Below are 17,176 nucleotides of genomic sequence, written 5' to 3'. Positions count from 1 at the left end.
CCCTGCTCGCCTCCTCAGCCCGAGACGACGATCAACCCCACGCCATCAGCCCATCGGTGGATCGAGGCTTAACCGGATTAGGCGAATCCCAAGACGTCGAGGCCCGCTCGCACCACAATGGCTCCATGCTCGTCGTGCTCGATCATCGCCGCGGTTTGGTTGAGCTGAGCTCCGCGGAGCCGGGTGCCACAGGGGTCGGGCTGACCCCCGCGATCGGGGCCCTGATCCGGCCCTATACGGTCGTCGCCGGTCTAGTGCCCGGCGCCGACCGGGCGGGCGTGGTCGTCGCGGATAGCGGCCTGGGCGGCGCCGTCGTTCACGATCCCCGGACCGGCGCCTCGGTAGCCCTGATCCCTGATCTGGGCGCCGCGGGCGGGCCAGCCCGCGACCCTCGGGGGGTGGCCGTCGATGGGCTCGGCCGCATCCTGCTCGCCGACACCGGTCAGCAGCGGATCCTGCGCTCCGAGTTCACCCTCGCCGACGCGTGGACCGGGCCGGTGCCCGCAGACGCATGGGTCGCCTATGGGGCCCGCCCGGGGGCCGGCGGCCCTGGACTGCCGGGCAGCTTCGTCGCTCCGGTCGCGATCGCCGTGGATGCGGCGGGCCGGATCTGGATCAGTGACGCCGGGCTGCACCGGCTGGTCCGCGTCGACGAGCTCGACGGGTCCGGTTGGGTCACCATCGCGCTGCCGCTGACTGACGCCGGCCGGGGCCGGGCCACCGCCGGACTCGCCGACACGGCATCCGGGATGGCGGTCTGTGATCCGACCGGAGGCAAGGTGTGGGTCATCCCCACCGACCCGGACACCGGAGCCCCGGGCCCGCCCGCCGTGCTCGTCGACGGCGCTGCGGACCGATCGCTGATCGCCCCCGTGGGGCTGACCCGCTCCGGGACGGACTGGGTGGTCGCCGACGCCGGCGGTGCCCGCCTGGTCAGCTTCGCCGACGCCGGCGGGCCGTGGGCTCACCGCCACGAGTTGCTCGGCCGGGATGTCGTCGGGGCGCCGGCCGACCGTGTCGTGGGCATCGTCGACTGCGAGGTGCCGTGATGGGGCTGCGGGTGCTGAGTTGGAACGTCCAGATGCGGTCGTGGGCGATGCAGGTCGGGGCTTCCCCCGGGTACACCATCCCGCCGATCGACACCGGCGAGGAGCGCGCCAGGATCATCGCGAAGAAGCTCATCGCTTCACCCTGGGATGACGACATCGTCGGTGTCTGCGAGGTCTTCGACGAGGACTGCCGAGAGATTCTCAGCGACGAGCTCAAGACACGCTTCCCGCACCAGATCGTCAAATGCGACTACGCGACGATGACGGTGCGGGAACCGTCGGGCGAATCGACCGTCCAATTGCTGCTCGCCTGGGATCTCATCGGCCTCCCGGGCGCGGTCACCAACTCCTACCGGCTCGAGGACAGCGGCCTGATGCTCTTCTCCCGGTTCCCGTTCGCGCGCGTGTCCACCTCGACGGTCTCTGAGGGAGTTCGGCAACTCATGATCCTGGCCGGCCTGCCCATCCCGTTGGACATCCCGCGGGTCAGTTTCTACCCGTACACCGACACCGCCGGCCACGACGGAGATGCGTGCAAGGGCGTGGCCTACGCCGGGGTGCGGCAATGGTCGACGGCACCGGTGACGCACACCTTCGTCACGCACACCCAGGCCGACACCAATGTCGTCGAAGAGAACCGAACGGCCCGCGAGGAGCAATTGCGCAAGGCCGCCGCCTTCGTCGACGTCTGCGCCGGGGGCGCGCCCTTCGGCGAGGAGGTCATCGTCATGGGCGACCTCAATGTCTGCGGCGAGCCGGGGCAGGTGGCCAGCCGCACCGGCGAGTGGCGGCACTACTTCGGCAGTCCGGGGCATCGACTCACCGACGACCTCGTCGACCTCTTCGGCGCCTTCCAATGCCAAGGCGGCACCGACCTGCGCGATCCCGGCCATACCGCCACGGTGCGCTACGACCCGATGGAGCAACGGCTCGACTACATGATCGGCTCCCGAACGAGCGTGCTTGCGGCCCAGCACATCTGGATCGACTACGACCTTGCCCAAGTCCCCTCCGACGCCCCGGATGATGTCTCCTACCTGTCCGACCACCGCCCATTGCGGGCCGACTTCGCGGTCCCTCGGGTGCACTCGACCCCGACGAGTGCGCTGATCCTGCCGGTCGATGCGGCCAACCCCGACGCGGCCGATCCTCAGCAGTGGATCTGGGAGGGTCAGGTCGCCTGGTATCTGCTCAAGGAGGCCGGGACCTACGACATCGCGGTGGACTCCAATCCCGATCGACCGGTCCGGTACGCGGTGTACCTCGACACCGACCTATCTCGTCCCCGTCAGCAGTACCGGCAGGAGCGGCACCCCGACTACGGGGACAAGTTCGTGCTCAATGGCGCCCCCATCCTGATCAAGGTCTACCCGCGCGACCGCCATGGGGAGCAGGACTTCTCGATCCGCGTTCATCGGCACACCGGGGCTGGCCCGGACGACATGATCCACCTCGACTATGGGCGGGACCTGGCCGAGCGCTTCCCCTCGTCCGGCCAGGTGGTCTGCCTGAACCACCCGGTCACGGGCTGGGATGACACCGACAGCAAATGGTTCCGACTGGATGCCCCCCGACTGGACCTCGGCGAGGTCAGCGGCACCGTGTCGGTCTCCGGTTCGGGCCTGCCCTTCCGGGTCCGGATCGCCCGCTCGGATGGGGCCGGCGGGTGGCGGCTCGAAGCCGACGAATCCGCGGGCCGGGACCCCGTCTCGGTGCCGGTGACGATGCGACCCAACGACATCTTTCTGGTCCAGGTGGCCCGCCAGGACGGGTTGACTCCGCGAGACTTCACCGCGACGCTTCGCGCCGATATCGACCTGTCGATTCTGCTCGGTGGCCCGCCGAAGCCGCCGGTGCCGGGGGCGCCCGATGATCCCGGCGGGAATCCGCGGCTGGTCTGCGTGACCGAGACCAGCGGCTGGGGCGCCGACGATATCGATCTGGTGGTCAATGTCGACGGGCGGCGACTCCTGCACGCGGACAATGACAGCATCGGCGACTTCGACCAGGACGACATCCGCGACCTCGGGCAGTACCTCGATCCGGTGGTCCCGTACCGCGAGGGCGTCGAGTTCGTCGTCAAGGAGATCGACGATATCGGACGCGACGACATCGGCCGGAAGTCGCTGCCGCCCTACGCCGACCTGTTGACCTCCCCCTTCTTCGACCTGGCGCCCGGAGCACAGCCGGCACCGGACGGCCGGATCCGGGGACGGCTGAAGATCCCGGTGGACGATGGGCTGTATGGGGTCGACGTGACAGTGGTTCGCTGGGACGAACGCCTCTGACCTCGAAATGCCCACGGCTGCGCCGAGCTGGCCCGGCTGATCAGCCCTTCCGGATCCGATCAGCCCTTCCGGCTGCGGGCCGCCATCAGGGTGCCGGTGAAGGCCGCGGCGATCAGCACCGACGCCAAGGGCGGGCCGAACGGGATACCCGCCACCAGCCCCACGACCCGGACCGGTTCGGAGGCGATCAGCGCCCACCCGGCCCAGGCAGGGATGGCTCCACCCTGTCGCAGCATGGCGATGCCGAGGATGAGCCCCCCGGCCAGGGCGCCCACGCCGAAGAGGGTATAGATCAGCAGCATCGAGATGGCCGACTGGTCGTCGACGGCCGTGACATAGGTCGCGGGATCCAGTCCCGTCTTGGCCACCAGCAGGGCCGTTGCCGACTCGGTCGAGAGCACCAGGGCCATCACATAACCCGTCGCCATCATCCACCCGCCGATCGCGGCGAGCGTGGGGGTGCGCGGACGCAGCAAGGCGGTCACCGCCCATACCGCGGGGACCAGCAGCGCCACCGCGAGGACACCGACCACCGTCGAGAACTCGGCGAAGGCCTGGTTCTCACCGGTGGCGCGCACGATGTCGGCCGTGGTCTCGACGTCGGACCAGATCGGGCCGAAGTTGACCAGGGCATTGCCCACGGCCAAGAGCAGCGGGCCGGCTACCCCGGCGATGAGGGCGCCGGGGATGGGATTGGCAGCCGGAGACGCGACCGGTCGCGCGCTCAGGTCGGGAGTCATTGTCATCGAAGTCGCCTCTCTAGATGCGGAATTGCCTCGACGCTAGGTCGGACTCGGTGGCGCACACATCGGCGATCTGGCCTATTCCGCTCACGCTCCCGGCACGTCACCATGGCGGTGTGATGTGGAGATTGCGCCGGGTGACCGGCTGGCCGTACGGCGGAACGGCCGGCTGGTGGATCGCGGCTGCGGCCGGGCTGGCGCTGTGTGCGTGGTCGCTGACCTGGCCCTGGCGCGAGGAGGAATTCGTCCTGGGCTCCGGCATCCGCGTCCTGATGGCCGGCGCCGGCTGCCTGCTGCTGGTGCTGACCGCGCGCGCTTCCCGGCCGACCCCGCTGACCGCTCTCGTGGGCGTGCTCGGGCTGGCGGTCCTGGCATACCCGACCCAGTTGGCCGGGGGCGCCGCGCAACCCGATCACCCGATCGCCGTCACCCTCGCGAATGCGGGACATGTGCTCCCGTTGACGCTGGTGCAGGTGCTCCCGGTGCTCGCGAGCGCTCGGGTCACGGGCCGCTCCCGTCGCGTGGTCGTACGTTTCATCGTCGGGATCGCGCTCGTGGGTGGCCTGCTCGCCGGGCTCTCGCTGACCGGTATGCCGGGGGCCGGCCCCCTTGCGGCCGTCTCGACGCTTCTGTGGTTCTGCTCGTTCGTGATCGCCCCGGTCGCCACCTGGTCGAACCTGACCGGCATCGGGGGCGAGATGCGTCGGCGAGCCATCGTCGCGGCCCTGGCCTCCCTGGTCCCGGTCGTGGTAATCCTCTGGTGCGTCTCCCTCGGCATATTCTCCACGCGGGTCGGCTGGGCCGATAACACCGCCTCGTGGCTGCTGATGCTCGGGTTCTCGCTCGGAACGCTCGGCTGCGGGGTGCTGACGCTGGCTGCCATCGGGCCCGCCGCCGGACGGCTGCTGGAGCGCAGGTCCATCGTGCTGACTCTCGATCTCGTGGCGGCGGCGCTCTTCGTCGTTCTCGGTTGCGATGCGGCATTGCTGGCCAGTGCAGCCCAGACCCCCGACGGCGCCGCAGCGGTCCTCGGTGCCGTCGTCACTCTGGCCTTGGGCCTGCCGTGGCTGCTGGTCCACCGCTGGATCACCAAGGTGGTCGATCCGGCGACCGAGTTGCGCCACGAGTGGGCATCGCTCGGCGATATCGAGGATGGCCAGGCTCGCACCGCCCTGCTGCACCTGCTGCGCCGTACGGCCGCCGACCCCGGCCTGACGATTCGCTATGACCCTGGGGCCATCGGGGCGGCCGAAGTCGTCCTGGCCACCGATGACCTCGACCTCCCGACGGTCCTCGCCTCGACCTCCTCGCCCGAGGCGGCCGACCGGCTGCGCGCGCTCGGCGACTGTTCGTCAGTCGTGCGGCCGGCCTGGTGGGAGGACCGGGTTGCCCGCTCGGATGACCTGGCCAGGCGCGCGGCCGAGGACGAGCGGCGTCGGCTCAGCCAGGATCTGCACGACGGACTCCAGGGGCGGCTGCTCGGCTTGGCGCTCAAGCTGACCCTGTCGGCCCGGCATGTGGCCGACCCCTCCGTGCGGCTGGTCATCGACGAGACGATCACCGACCTGCGCGGCGCGGTCGACGACGTACGGGCCCTGGGCGGCGGCCGGGCTCCGGCCCTGCTGGTCGATCATGGCTTGCAGCCGGCGCTGTCGTCCCTCTTCCGGCCGCTGGGCCCGATCGTCTCGTTGTCGGTGCCGCGCACGCGGTGGGCCTCGGCGACCGAGGCGACGGCCTACTTCGTCATCGGCGAAGCCGTCTCGAACGCCCTCAAACATGCCTGCCCCGATCACATCGAGGTGCGCGTGAGCCCGCTGGAGGATCTGATCGAGGTTCGGATCCAGGACGACGGCTGCGGCGGCGCGGACCCGCAACTGGGGTCGGGGCTGCGGGCCCTGGCCGAGCGGGTGAGCGTGGCCGGCGGGGTGCTCGTGGTGCGCGAGAACCAGCCCCGTGGCACCGTCGTCGAGGCGGTCCTGCCGTGCGGGTCGTGATCGCCGAGGACCAGGTGCTGCTGCGGGACGGTCTGGTCCGACTGCTCCGGGACGCCGGCCATGACGTGGTGGCCGAGGTGGGAGATGCCCGCAGTCTCATCTCGTCGGTGAATCGGGAACGGCCCGATCTGGTGATCTCCGACATCCGTATGCCGCCGACGCACCAGGACGACGGAGCCAGGGCTGTTTCCTTCCTGCGCGAACGCTTCCCCGACCTGGCGGTGGTGATGCTGACCCAGGTGATCGAACCTGCTCTGGTCGCCGAACTGTCCCAGGGTCGGGTCGCCTCCTTCGGCTACCTGCTCAAGGATCGGGTGCTCGATACCGACGCCTTTCTCGACCAGCTCGAGGCAGTGGCCACCGGGGGCACGGCGATCGACCCGATCGTCATCGATGGCTTCGTGCGCCGCGACGGAGATCGCCTCAGCCGGCTGACCGAGCGGGAGGTCGATGTGCTCAGTCGGCTCGCGTCGGGACGCAGCAACTCGGGGATCGCCGCGGACCTGGTCATCTCGAAGCGGACCGTTGACGCCCACCTGCGCTCGATCTTCGACAAGCTCGGCATCCTGTCCGACCCCGAGGACAACCAACGCGTGCTGGCCGTGCTCGAGTGGATCACCGGCCAGCCCTGAATGACGGGGTGGTCCGCAGCGCCACGTGGTGCGTGAGCACCACGACTAGCCCGGCCGTGATCGAGGCGCACCCGAGTTTCGGCAAGCCCGGTGGCTCATTCCGGTCCCCTCCGCGTGCGTGTCAGACTGCCGCGATGCCCCTGCTGTCAGCCACCGACCCCCTGCCTGCGGGCGCACGGCGCTTCCTGGTCGCCGGGGACCTCCGGCTCCGGAAAGACCACGACGGCGGCGCGGATCGCGGCCGCCCTGGGCGTGCGGCATACCGACATGGACGGGCTCTTCCATGGTCCCGACTGGACCCCACGACCGACCTTCGTCGCAGACGTGCACGCGGTCGCCGAGGCCGACGGGTGGGCGCTGGAATTACTTTGCGACCTTCGAGTTCCCGGACGGCTCCCGCGAGGAGTTCCGCCTGCAAGGTGAGGCATATGGCCTGCTCAGCGAGGGCGACAGCGGCCTGCTCCGCACGCAAGGCACCTGGTTCCAGGGCTTCGACCGCAACAGCCAGATCCAAGACCGCCGGAACTGAGAGCGAACGCGACTGAGGGCGGACCCGCTCCGGGTCCGCCCTCAGATTCGACTGGCGGTGGCGCAGGGATTCGAACCCTGGGTGGAGTCACCCCCACACGCGCTTTCGAGGCGCGCTCCTTAGGCCGCTCGGACACGCCACCGCGGAGCAGACTACCCGAGCGCCTCGGCCCCGCCGAAATCGCCGGCCCTCGGCCCGCGATGGGCGGCGAAGAAGTCGAGCAAGAGCTCAGCGCACTCGGTTTCGCGCACGCCGCCGACGACTTCGCAGCGGTGTGTGGCCCGTCGGTCGCGCGGGATATCCCAAACCGAGCCGCAGGCCCCAGCCTTGGGGTCCCAGGCGCCGAAGACGACACGCCCGATCCTCGCGAGCATCAGCGCCCCGGCGCACATCGGGCACGGTTCGAGCGTGACGACGAGCGTGCAATCGGTCAAGCGCCACGAGCCCGTATGCCGGGCCGCCTCCCGCAGCGCCACCACCTCGGCGTGCGCGGTCGGGTCGCCGTCTGCCTCCCGCGCGTTCCAGCCGGTTCCGATCACCGTGTCGTCCGGCGAGAGGACGATGGCACCCACCGGAACGTCCCCGGTGGCGAGCGCCGCTCGGGCGGCGGTCAGCGCAAGTCCCAGCCATTCGGCATACACCTGCGGATCGGGGGGCACACGATAAGTTTCCCGCATGCGCGTCGTGCACCCGGACCATCCCCTCATCGCCCACAAACTCACCTACCTGCGCGACAAGCGCACCGACTCCCCGACCTTCCGCCGGCTGGCCGAGGAACTCATGACGCTGCTGGCGTATGAAGCCACGCGCGATGTCCGGGTCGAGCCCTTCGAGATCGAGACCCCGGTGGCCCCGACGACCGGCATCAAACTGTCAAACCCGAAGCCGCTCATTGTGCCGATCCTGCGGGCCGGCCTCGGGATGCTCGAAGGCATGGTCCGCCTGCTGCCGAGCGCCGAGGTCGGTTTCCTCGGCATGCAGCGCGATGAGGAGACGCTGGCGATCACGACCTACGCCAACCGGCTGCCCGCGGACCTCTCGGGCCGGCAGGTCTACGCCCTGGACCCGATGCTCGCCACCGGCGGCTCGATGGCCGACGCGCTGCGCTTCCTCATCGATCGTGGGGCGAGCGATATCACCGCCGTATGCCTGCTCGCCGCCCCCGAGGGCATCGAGCGCTTGCAGCGCGAGATGGCCGATGTCGCCCCGCCCGTGACCCTGGTCGTCGGCGCCATCGACGAGCGCCTGAACGAGCACGGTTATATCGTCCCGGGCCTTGGGGACGCCGGCGATCGGCTATATGGCGTGGTCTGAGGTGGTTTGCCCCCGCTGACGTCTCGAGGACTTGGGTCGCGCGCCATAACGATTCTGGCGTCGAATGGGCAACAAATTTCCACACCTCACGCAACATCTGGCACTCTAGCCCCACCTGTCACATCAGTGACGGACCGTGGAGTGCGCCCGGACGGACCGGGGGCACGGAGGAGGAGTTCGATGTCCATGCCCCCGATCAAGAAGATCGTGCTGTGGCTGATCGTCATCTTCCTGCTGTACGCGATCCTCACCTCCCCGAGCGAGGCCGCGGACATCGTCGATTCCGCCTGGGATGTCGTGCGCAATGGCGTCCGCAATATCTTCGACTTCTTCGACGCCCTGCTGAACCGCAACTAGGCCGCGCATGCTCGGCCGAGTGACCTACGGTGACGATCCGCTCGTTGCGGATCCGACGAAGGACCTCGGCAAGACCCTGACCGAGGGCGAGCACTTGGTGCTCAACATCCACCAGCACCCCGTCGTGCTGTGGAAGCCGGTCGCCCTGTTGCTGGCCGCCCTGACCGTGCTTGGCATCATGCTGAGCGGCGACCGGTTGCCTTTCCTCGTGGTGCTTCTGGTCTTTGCCGCGGGCCTGAATCTGCTGTGGCAGATCTACGAGCGCAATCACAACTCTTTTGCCGCGACCGACCGGCGAGTGCTGCGCGTCGAAGGCGTGATCAACAAGTCTTTCCCGATGATGCGTCTGCAGAAGATCACCGATATGCGGCTTGATCAGCCCCTTCTCGGCCGCCTGCTCGGCTATGGCACGTTGACCATCGAGAGCGCCGGCCAGGACCAGGCCGTGCGCGAGCTGCGCTACACGCCCCACCCGACGCAGGCCTACCGCCGCCTGAACGCCGTGATCTTAGGCGAGGACCGAGCGAGCACCGAGGAGCCGTTCCGCCGTCCACCCGCGGCCCGTGCCGCCGCGGCTGTTGGTCGCGGAGCACGACGTTTGGTGGCGGGCACCGCACGCGTCGCGGCGCGCTCGTCCAGTGCGGCACCGGATCGCCGGACCAAGTCCGGCCACGCGGTCAACTCGCCTGTCGTCCACACGTCCAGACACAGCTACTTCGGGGCTGGCGACACGCCGTCGCAGCCGGACACCGGCGAGCGCCGGGGCCGGCGATCCTCCGCCGCAGGGGGTATGCCGCCCCGCCCCGCCGATCCGTCCCGATCAGCAGGTATGCCGCCCCGGCCTGCGGGCGTCCCGCGCCCGGCGAGGGGACCGGCGGGGGCGAGCGGTCCGCATACTCCCCAGCGACCGCACCGCGGTGATGACACCGATGAAATCCCGATCACCCCGCGCGGACCATCCAGGGAGTGAGAGTGTGTGACGCGGGCCACTCCAGGGGAATAGATTGCTGGACGACTGACCAACGAATTGTGAAGCGATATCTAGGAAAGGAGTGCCCCCGATGAGCGTCATGCGGACCAAATCGATCGAACAGACCATCCGTGAGGGTGACGAGCCGGAGTATCAGCTCAAGAAGAAGCTCACCGCGATCGACCTGACCGTCTTCGGCGTCGGAGTGGTGATCGGTGCCGGAATCTTTACGGTCGCCGGCCGCGCCGCCGCAACGCTTGCCGGGCCGGCGATCATCCTGTCCTTCATCGTTGCCGCCACCTGCTGCGCCCTTGCGGCGCTGTGTTATGCCGAATTCGCGTCGTCCATCCCGGTGTCGGGTTCGGCATACACCTTCTCGTATGCCTCGCTCGGCGAAATCGTCGCGTGGATCATCGGCTGGGACCTGCTCCTTGAGCTGATGCTCGGCGCCTCGGTCGTGGCCCAAGGGTGGTCGGCCTACCTCGGGGTCTTCCTCGACCGGCTAGGCATCACCATTCCTAGTTCGGTGGCGTATGGCTCGCATTTCGACTTGCCGGCCTTCCTCCTCGTCGCCCTCCTCACGGTGCTCGTGACAGTCGGCATCAAGGAATCGATGCGGGTCAACATGGTCCTGGTGGCCCTGAAGGTCTTCATCGTGCTGTTCGTGATCTTTGCGGGCATCGGCTACGTCAACACGGACAACTACTCGCCGTTCATCCCCGAGGCAACAGCCACCGCCGACACCCACACCGTCTGGACAGCCCCGCTGCTACAGACGATCTTCGGCATGGAGCCGTCCGCCTTCGGCGTGGGCGGCATCCTGGCCGGCGCGTCGCTGGTGTTCTTCGCCTACATCGGTTTCGATGTTGTGGCGACCACCGCCGAGGAGGCCAAGAACCCGGCGCGCGACCTGCCCCGCGGCATCATCGGCTCGCTGCTCATCTGCACGGTGCTCTACTGCGCGACGGCGCTGGTCATGACCGGCATGGTGTCCTACAAAGACCTGTCGGCCGAGGCTTCGCTGGCCAAGGTCTTCGTCGATGTGGGCAAGCCGCACTACGCCACGCTCATCGCCGCGGGAGCCGTGGCCGGTTTGACGACCGTTGTCATGACGCTGCTGATCGGCACCTCTCGCGTGATCTTCGCGATGTCCCGCGACTGGCTGCTGCCGTCCTCGTGGGGCAAGACCAACCCCAAGACGGGCACCCCGGCGCGCATCACGATCTCGGTCGGCATCATCGTGGCCCTGGTTGCGGCGCTCACGCCGATCGGCAAGCTCGAATACATGATCAACATCGGGACCCTGACCGCCTTCTTCCTCGTCTCGCTCGCCGTGCCCGTGCTCCGCAAGCGGCGCCCCGACTTCAACCGGCCGTTCAAGGTTCCGTTCAGCCCCTGGCTCCCCTGGCTCTCTGCGGCAATCTGCGCCTATCTTGCGCTCACCTTGCCGCTTGAGACCTGGATTCGCTTCCTCATCTGGATGGCCCTGGGCTTCTTGATCTACTTCGTCTACGGCTACCGCCGCTCCCGCCTCGCCGGCCGCTCCCCCCAGGACTCCGGCGCCCCCTCCCTCACCTCCACCTGAGCCGGCGGGGCGGCTGCCAGATTCCCGCCCATTGCCACAACATGGACGTACGCAACGGATCATTACCGTTGCGTACGTCCATGTTCTTTCCCAGGGTTATCCACAGGTCCTGTCGAGGGCCGTAGTCAGCAGGCTCTTGCGCGCCCAAGATGCCCGTATGACGATCTTCGATGCTGGATTCGAGTGCCTCATCCGCAGCCAGGATGGGATGTTCACGACTGCCCAAGCCGCCAGATTCTGCGTTGCTCCGCGGACGTTGGTCCGGCTGTGCAAAGCAGAAATCATCGATAACGAGATGCGGGGTCTCTATCGGGTGCGGAGTATGCGACATAGCGATCCTGTGGAAGCCCATCGCCAACTCATGCGCGGGGTTCGCCTGCTGTATCCCGATAGCGCTTTCGCCGGAGTGAGCGCGGCCATCGCCCATGGCATGCCTGTGTGGGGCGCCGACCTCAGCCGACCGGTCATACGCCGTCCGGTCGACCGCGGGCGCGGGACCCGCGGGGTGATTGTGCGCCGACGTTACCTACCAGCTGTCGAAACCGACTTCGGGCCCGTTGTTCCCGCGGCTAACGCGGTCGTCGAAGTGGCCGTAGACCATGGGATCCAGCAAGGCCTGGTGAGTTGCGACTTTGCCCTGCACCATGAACTCTTCACGATGGATCACCTCAATGACGCGGTCGACCTAGTCCGTGATTGGCCCAACGGATCACGGGCGCTGAGCATGGCGAGCTTTACTGATTGGCGAATGGAGTCAGTCTTGGAATCTCGGGGCCGGTTCCTTTGCCTCACGCACAACATCCCGGTCACACCGCAGGTTGAGATCCACGACTCAAAGGGGCGACTGGTCGCCCGGGTTGATCTGCTCGTCACCGGCACGCGGGTCGTGATCGAGTTCGACGGCAAACTGAAGTATGCGTCGGGCTCACCCGAGGTCCTTTGGGCTGAAAAGAACCGCGAGGACGCTTTGCGGGCGCTGGGTTATGTCGTGGTTCGGCTCACGTGGGCCGATGTGGAGAACCCGCGCCGGGCTATCGCCCGCATCCGCCGCGCCCTAGCCATCGCCGCTTAGGCCCTCCATGCGCACCATGGGAGAGAACGTGGACATACGCAACGGTAATGATCCGTTGCGTATGTACATGTTCCGGCAATGGGCGGGAAAGTGCGCCGCAGCCCCGGAATCAGAGGGCGGCGAGGATGTCGTCGACGCGGGCGCGGGCGTCGCCGAAGAGCATCGAGGTGTTCTCCTTGAAGAAGAGCGGGTTCTGGACGCCGGCGTAGCCGGTGGCCATCGAGCGCTTGAAGACGATGACGTCCTTGGCCTCCCAGACGTGCAGGACCGGCATGCCGGCGATGGGCGAGCCGGGCTCGTCGATGGCGGCCGGGTTGACCGTGTCATTGGCGCCGATCACCAGCACGACATCGGTTTCCGGGAAGTCGTCGTTGATCTCATCCATCTCGAGCACGATGTCGTACGGCACCTTGGCTTCAGCGAGCAACACATTCATGTGCCCGGGCAGCCGCCCGGCGACCGGATGTATGCCGAAGCGCACGTTCACGCCGCGCTCGCGCAACTTGCGGGTGAGGTCCGCGACGGCATACTGCGCCTGCGCGGTGGCCATGCCATAGCCGGGGGTGATCACGACATCGCGCGCCTCGGTGAGCAGCGCCGCGACGCCCTCGGGCTGGATCTCGCGGTGCTCGCCATAATCGCCCTCGCCCGCAGATGTCCCGCCTTCGACCCCGAAACCGCCGGCGATCACCGAGATGAACGAACGGTTCATCGCCCGGCACATGATGTACGAGAGATACGCACCCGAGGAGCCCACCAGCGCTCCGGTGATGATCAGCAGGTCGTTGCCCAGCAAGAAGCCCGCCGCGGCGGCCGCCCACCCGCTGTAGCTGTTGAGCATCGAGACGACCACCGGCATATCGCCGCCGCCGATAGAGGCGACCAGGTGCCAGCCGAGCAGCAAGGCGACCAGCGTCATCAAGCCGAGCAAAGACTGCCGCGCGAACGTGGAATCAAGGGTGAGATACGCGATCGTCATAACGACGAAGGCACCAATCGCGCCAAGGTTCAACAGATTGCGCCCCGGCAACATCAGCGGCGCGCTCTTGATCTTTGCCGACAGCTTCAGGTAGGCCACGATCGAGCCGGTGAAGGTCACCGCGCCGATGAAGACGCCGACGAAGACCTCCACATCGTGAACCTTCGGATAGGGCGATGACTCGTATGAAGAGTTCCAGCCCACGAGCACGGCGGCCAGGCCGACGAAGCTGTGCAGGATGGCGATCAGCTCGGGCATACCCGTCATCTCGACGGAGCGCGCCCGCCAGATGCCGATGGCCCCACCAATGGCCACGGCCGGGATGATGAAGGCCAGGCCCTTGGCCCCCGACCCAGCCGACAACTCCAAACCCGCAACCGACAGCCCGGAAGTGGCGGCGAGGATCGTGACGACGAGGGCGATCGACATACCCAAGACCCCGAAACGATTGCCCTGGCGGGCGGTTTCGTGCTTGGACAGCCCCGACAAGGCCAAGATGAAGAGCAGGCCGGCGACGATATAGGCGCCCTGGACCAGCGAATAGGACAGGCTCATCGGGCCGGCTCCTCACGCTTGAACATCTCGAGCATTCGGCCGGTGACGGTGAACCCACCAAAGACATTGATGCTCGCGACGAGGATGCCGAGGAAAGCCAGCACACTGACCCCCAGGTTGTCGTGACCGACTTGCAGCAGCGCGCCGACGACGATGATGCCGCTGATCGCATTGGTCACAGACATCAGCGGCGTATGCAGTGCGTGGTGGACATTGCCGATCACATAGAAGCCGATGACCACCGACAGCATGAAGACCATGAAGTGCCCGAGGAAGGGCGGCGGCGAGAAGGCCGACAACAGCAAGAAGAGCGCCGACGCCCCACCGATCAACGCGAAACGAGTCCCTTGCGACATCGGCGCCTTCACCGGCTTCGGTTCCACGGCAGCCACGGCCGCCGCGGGCGCGGCCGACACCTGGACCGGCGGCGGGGGCCACAGCGTTTCACCGGCGCGGGTGACGGTCATTCCGCGCTGAACGGGGTCGTCCAGGTCCAGCGTGAACTGGCCGTCCTTTTCCGGTGTCACGAGTTTCATCAGGTTGACGAGATTGGTGCCGAAGAGCTGCGACGCCTGCGTCGGCAGCCGCCCGGGCAAGTCCGTGTAGCCGAGGATCACCACGCCGTTCTCGGTCACCACCCGGGCATCGGCCACTGAACGGGCCACATTTCCGCCATTGGCCGCGGCCATGTCGACGATGACCGAGCCGGGCCGCATCGAGGCGACCATGTCCTCGGTGATCAACCGCGGCGCAGGCCTGCCGGGGATCAGCGCGGTCGTGATGATGATGTCGACATCCTTGGCCTGATCGGCATAGAGGGCCGCCGCCTTCGCATTGAAGTCCTCCCCCATTTCCTTGGCATAGCCGTCGGCCGACACCTCGGTCTCGACATCGACACGCAGGAACTGCGCCCCCATCGACTCGACCTGCTCGGCCACCTCAGGCCGGGCGTCGAAAGCCCGCACGATCGCGCCGAGGCTGTTGGCCGTGCCGATCGCCGCGAGCCCGGCCACGCCCGCCCCCACGACCAAGACCTTCGCCGGCGGCACCTTGCCGGCCGCCGTGACCTGGCCCGTGAACAGCCCGCCATACTCCCCGGCTGCCTCAATGACCGCGCGATAGCCCCCGAGATTGGCCATCGAGGATAGAACGTCGAGTGCCTGCGCCCGCGAGATCCGCGGCACGGCGTCCATCGCGAGCGCCGTGACGCCCTGGCCCCGCAAGGCCTCGACCGCGCCCGGGTCGAGCGCGGGCGCGAGGAGCGAGACGAGCGTCTGTCCGTCCCTCAGCCGCATCCGTTCACTGGCCGTCGGCGGGTTGACCTTGAAGACGATGTCCCCGTCGTATGCCGCCGCCGGCAGCACAATCTGCGCCCCGGCCGCCGCGAAGGCCGAGTCCGGGTATGAAGCGGCCGCACCGGCGCCGGTCTCGACCGCGACGTCATAGCCGAGCGCCCGCAGTTGTTCGACGGTCTTGGGCGTGGCCGCCACCCGGCGTTCACCGGGCTTGGACTCTTTGGGCACGACGATGCGCACAGTTCTCCCCTACGTTCAGGTTCGGTCTTCCAGCAGCCTGCAACCTATCGGGGCGGTCCGAGCGCGGGTCCCCAATGTGACGACGGTGATATATGCCGTGCGCCACTCAGCGGGTTTCCCTTCGCCGAGGACGGCCCGCGTTGCTCGCTCACGACGTCGGGCGGGTCATCGACATCAGGTCGAGCGCTTCGTCGAGTTGTTCCTGCGTGAGCCGGCCATCGGCGACAAAACCGAGGTCGTGAACCGCCTCACGGATCGTCAGGCCTTGCGCGAGAGCGTGTTTCGCAATCTGCGCGGCTGCTTCGTAGCCGATCAGACCATTGAGCGGCGTCACGATCGAGGGTGAGGAGGCGGCATACCGGCGCAAGCGGTCCGCGTCCGCCGCGATCCCGGGTATGCAGCGCGTCGCGAGCAGCCGCACGGCCGCAGCGAGCAGACCGATGGACTCCAGGAGATTGCGCGCGATCACCGGCAGCATGACATTGAGCTCGAAATTGCCCGCCGCTCCGGACCACGCAATGGCCGCATCATTGCCCACGACCTGAGCGCACACTTGCAAAGTCGCCTCGGGCACAACGGGATTCACCTTGCCCGGCATGATGCTCGACCCGGGCTGTAGATCCGGGAGGTGAATCTCGGCCAGCCCAGCCGTCGGCCCAGAGGACATCCACCGCAGGTCATTGCAGATCTTCGTCAGCCCGACGGCGATGGTGCGCAACACCCCGCTCAGCTCCACAAGGGAGTCCCGCGTGCCCTGCGCCTCAAAGTGGTTGCGCGCTTCCGTGAACGCAATCCCGGTTTCCCGCGAGAGCCCCGCGATCACCGCCGCCGCGTAGCCGGCGGGCGCGTTGATCCCCGTCCCCACGGCCGTGCCGCCGACGGGCAATTCCTGGACGCGCGGCAGCACGCTAGTCAGCCGCTCCTGGGCGATGGCGAGCGTCGCGGCATACCCTCCGAACTCCTGGCCCAGCGTGACCGGCGTGGCATCCATAAGGTGCGTGCGCCCGGCCTTGACGAACTCCGCAAACTCGACCGCCTTCTCTCCCAGCGCCTTTTCGAGCTCCGCCAGCGCTGGCAGCAGTTCCCGGCGCACCGCGATCGCGGCGGCGATGTGGATCGCGGAGGGGAAGGTGTCATTGGAGGACTGCCCAGCGTTGACGTGGTCGTTGGGGTGCACGCGCACGCCGCCCGCGGCAGCGAGGTGCGCGATGACCTCGTTGACATTCATATTCGTGCTGGTCCCCGAGCCCGTCTGGAAGACGTCGATCAGGAAGGCGTCGTCGTGGCGCCCCGCAGCCACCGATCGGGCCGCCGACTCGATGGCCGCCGCCTGCTCCTCGCTCAACGAGCCGAGATCCGAATTGACTTGCGCAGCAATCCCTTTGATCAGCGCTAGCGCATGAATCACCGGCGCGGGAACACCTGTCCCCGAGATCGGGAAGTTCGCGAGCGCTCGTTGGGTCTGCGCACCCCAGAGCGCTTCGGCGGGCACCTCGATCTCCCCGAGCGAGTCGTGCTCGATCCGGTGGGAGGGTTCGTATGCCGTCATGGTCCTGGCCTTTCCGCCACCGGTC

General features: G+C 67.8%; 15 protein-coding genes and 1 tRNA gene. 10 read left to right on the top strand and 6 right to left on the bottom strand.

Annotation, left to right across the window (positions count from 1 at the left end; translation table 11 throughout):
- On the top strand, positions 1-1,049 hold a 1,049-nt coding region (locus tag ABD225_RS16105), incomplete at its 5' end, for an NHL repeat-containing protein (RefSeq protein WP_344087813.1).
- The gene (locus ABD225_RS16100) at positions 1,049-3,337 is read left to right on the top strand and encodes an endonuclease/exonuclease/phosphatase family protein (RefSeq protein ID WP_344087810.1); all 2,289 of its coding nucleotides are present in this window, start codon (positions 1,049-1,051) and stop codon (positions 3,335-3,337) included. The genes ABD225_RS16105 and ABD225_RS16100, both read left to right, overlap by 1 nt.
- A 59-nt stretch (positions 3,338-3,396) precedes the next feature.
- On the opposite strand, the gene ABD225_RS16095 is transcribed toward ABD225_RS16100, so the two are convergent.
- A complete protein-coding gene (locus ABD225_RS16095; RefSeq protein ID WP_344087808.1) occupies positions 3,397-4,083 on the bottom strand; it encodes a hypothetical protein in 687 nt (228 codons plus the stop codon).
- Positions 4,084-4,217: 134 nt separating this feature from the next.
- Here ABD225_RS16095 and ABD225_RS16090 point away from each other — a divergent pair, with 134 nt between their 5' ends.
- The 3 genes from ABD225_RS16090 (at position 4,218) to ABD225_RS16080 (ending at position 7,235) form a co-directional block, all read left to right on the top strand.
- The gene (locus tag ABD225_RS16090; RefSeq protein WP_344087805.1) at positions 4,218-6,074 is read left to right on the top strand and encodes a sensor histidine kinase; all 1,857 of its coding nucleotides are present in this window, start codon (positions 4,218-4,220) and stop codon (positions 6,072-6,074) included.
- Positions 6,062-6,706 carry a response regulator transcription factor gene (locus ABD225_RS16085; RefSeq protein ID WP_344087802.1) on the top strand — a complete coding sequence of 215 codons (645 nt, stop codon included), beginning with the start codon at positions 6,062-6,064 and terminating at the stop codon, positions 6,704-6,706. Before ABD225_RS16090 ends, ABD225_RS16085 begins: the two co-directional genes overlap by 13 nt.
- A gap of 283 nt (positions 6,707-6,989) precedes the next feature.
- Positions 6,990-7,235 carry a DUF2500 domain-containing protein gene (locus ABD225_RS16080; protein WP_344087799.1) on the top strand — a complete coding sequence of 82 codons (246 nt, stop codon included), beginning with the start codon at positions 6,990-6,992 and terminating at the stop codon, positions 7,233-7,235.
- Positions 7,236-7,287: 52 nt separating this feature from the next.
- Here the strand turns inward: ABD225_RS16080 and ABD225_RS16075 are convergent.
- A tRNA-Ser gene (locus ABD225_RS16075) sits at positions 7,288-7,377 on the bottom strand.
- A gap of 10 nt (positions 7,378-7,387) precedes the next feature.
- Positions 7,388-7,912 carry a tRNA adenosine(34) deaminase TadA gene (gene tadA, locus ABD225_RS16070; protein WP_425564469.1) on the bottom strand — a complete coding sequence of 175 codons (525 nt, stop codon included), beginning with the start codon at positions 7,910-7,912 and terminating at the stop codon, positions 7,388-7,390.
- Here tadA and upp point away from each other — a divergent pair.
- The 5 genes from upp to ABD225_RS16045 all read left to right on the top strand — a co-directional run bounded on the left by upp (position 7,911) and on the right by ABD225_RS16045 (position 12,533).
- Positions 7,911-8,549, top strand: a complete 639-nt coding sequence (gene upp, locus ABD225_RS16065) for a uracil phosphoribosyltransferase (protein ID WP_344087793.1) — start codon at positions 7,911-7,913, stop codon at positions 8,547-8,549. The genes tadA and upp overlap by 2 nt on opposite strands.
- Positions 8,550-8,729: 180 nt before the next feature.
- Positions 8,730-8,906, top strand: a complete 177-nt coding sequence (locus ABD225_RS16060) for a hypothetical protein (RefSeq protein ID WP_344087790.1) — start codon at positions 8,730-8,732, stop codon at positions 8,904-8,906.
- A 19-nt stretch (positions 8,907-8,925) separates the two neighbouring features.
- The gene (locus tag ABD225_RS16055; protein ID WP_344087787.1) at positions 8,926-9,876 is read left to right on the top strand and encodes a PH domain-containing protein; all 951 of its coding nucleotides are present in this window, start codon (positions 8,926-8,928) and stop codon (positions 9,874-9,876) included.
- 91 nt (positions 9,877-9,967) lie between these two features.
- The gene (locus tag ABD225_RS16050) at positions 9,968-11,461 is read left to right on the top strand and encodes an APC family permease (RefSeq protein WP_344087784.1); all 1,494 of its coding nucleotides are present in this window, start codon (positions 9,968-9,970) and stop codon (positions 11,459-11,461) included.
- Between the two features lie 157 nt (positions 11,462-11,618).
- Positions 11,619-12,533, top strand: a complete 915-nt coding sequence (locus ABD225_RS16045) for a type IV toxin-antitoxin system AbiEi family antitoxin domain-containing protein (protein WP_344087782.1) — start codon at positions 11,619-11,621, stop codon at positions 12,531-12,533.
- Between the two features lie 109 nt (positions 12,534-12,642).
- Here the strand turns inward: ABD225_RS16045 and pntB are convergent, their stop codons facing one another.
- The 3 genes from pntB to ABD225_RS16030 form a co-directional block, all read right to left on the bottom strand.
- A complete protein-coding gene (pntB, locus tag ABD225_RS16040; protein ID WP_344087779.1) occupies positions 12,643-14,067 on the bottom strand; it encodes a Re/Si-specific NAD(P)(+) transhydrogenase subunit beta in 1,425 nt (474 codons plus the stop codon).
- Complete coding sequence (locus ABD225_RS16035) at positions 14,064-15,602, bottom strand: Re/Si-specific NAD(P)(+) transhydrogenase subunit alpha (RefSeq protein ID WP_344087776.1); 1,539 nt, start codon at positions 15,600-15,602, stop codon at positions 14,064-14,066. Before ABD225_RS16035 ends, pntB begins: the two co-directional genes overlap by 4 nt.
- Before the next feature lie 148 nt (positions 15,603-15,750).
- Positions 15,751-17,151 (bottom strand): class II fumarate hydratase, encoded by a 1,401-nt coding sequence (locus ABD225_RS16030; protein WP_344087773.1) that lies wholly within the window; start codon positions 17,149-17,151, stop codon positions 15,751-15,753.
- Positions 17,152-17,176 lie beyond the last annotated feature (25 nt).

The organism is Nostocoides veronense, assembly GCF_039531185.1.
GTDB lineage: Bacteria > Actinomycetota > Actinomycetes > Actinomycetales > Dermatophilaceae > Nostocoides_A > Nostocoides_A veronense.
The sequence above is the reverse complement of the archived record's forward strand: the minus strand, read 5'-3'. Positions and strand labels throughout refer to the sequence as shown.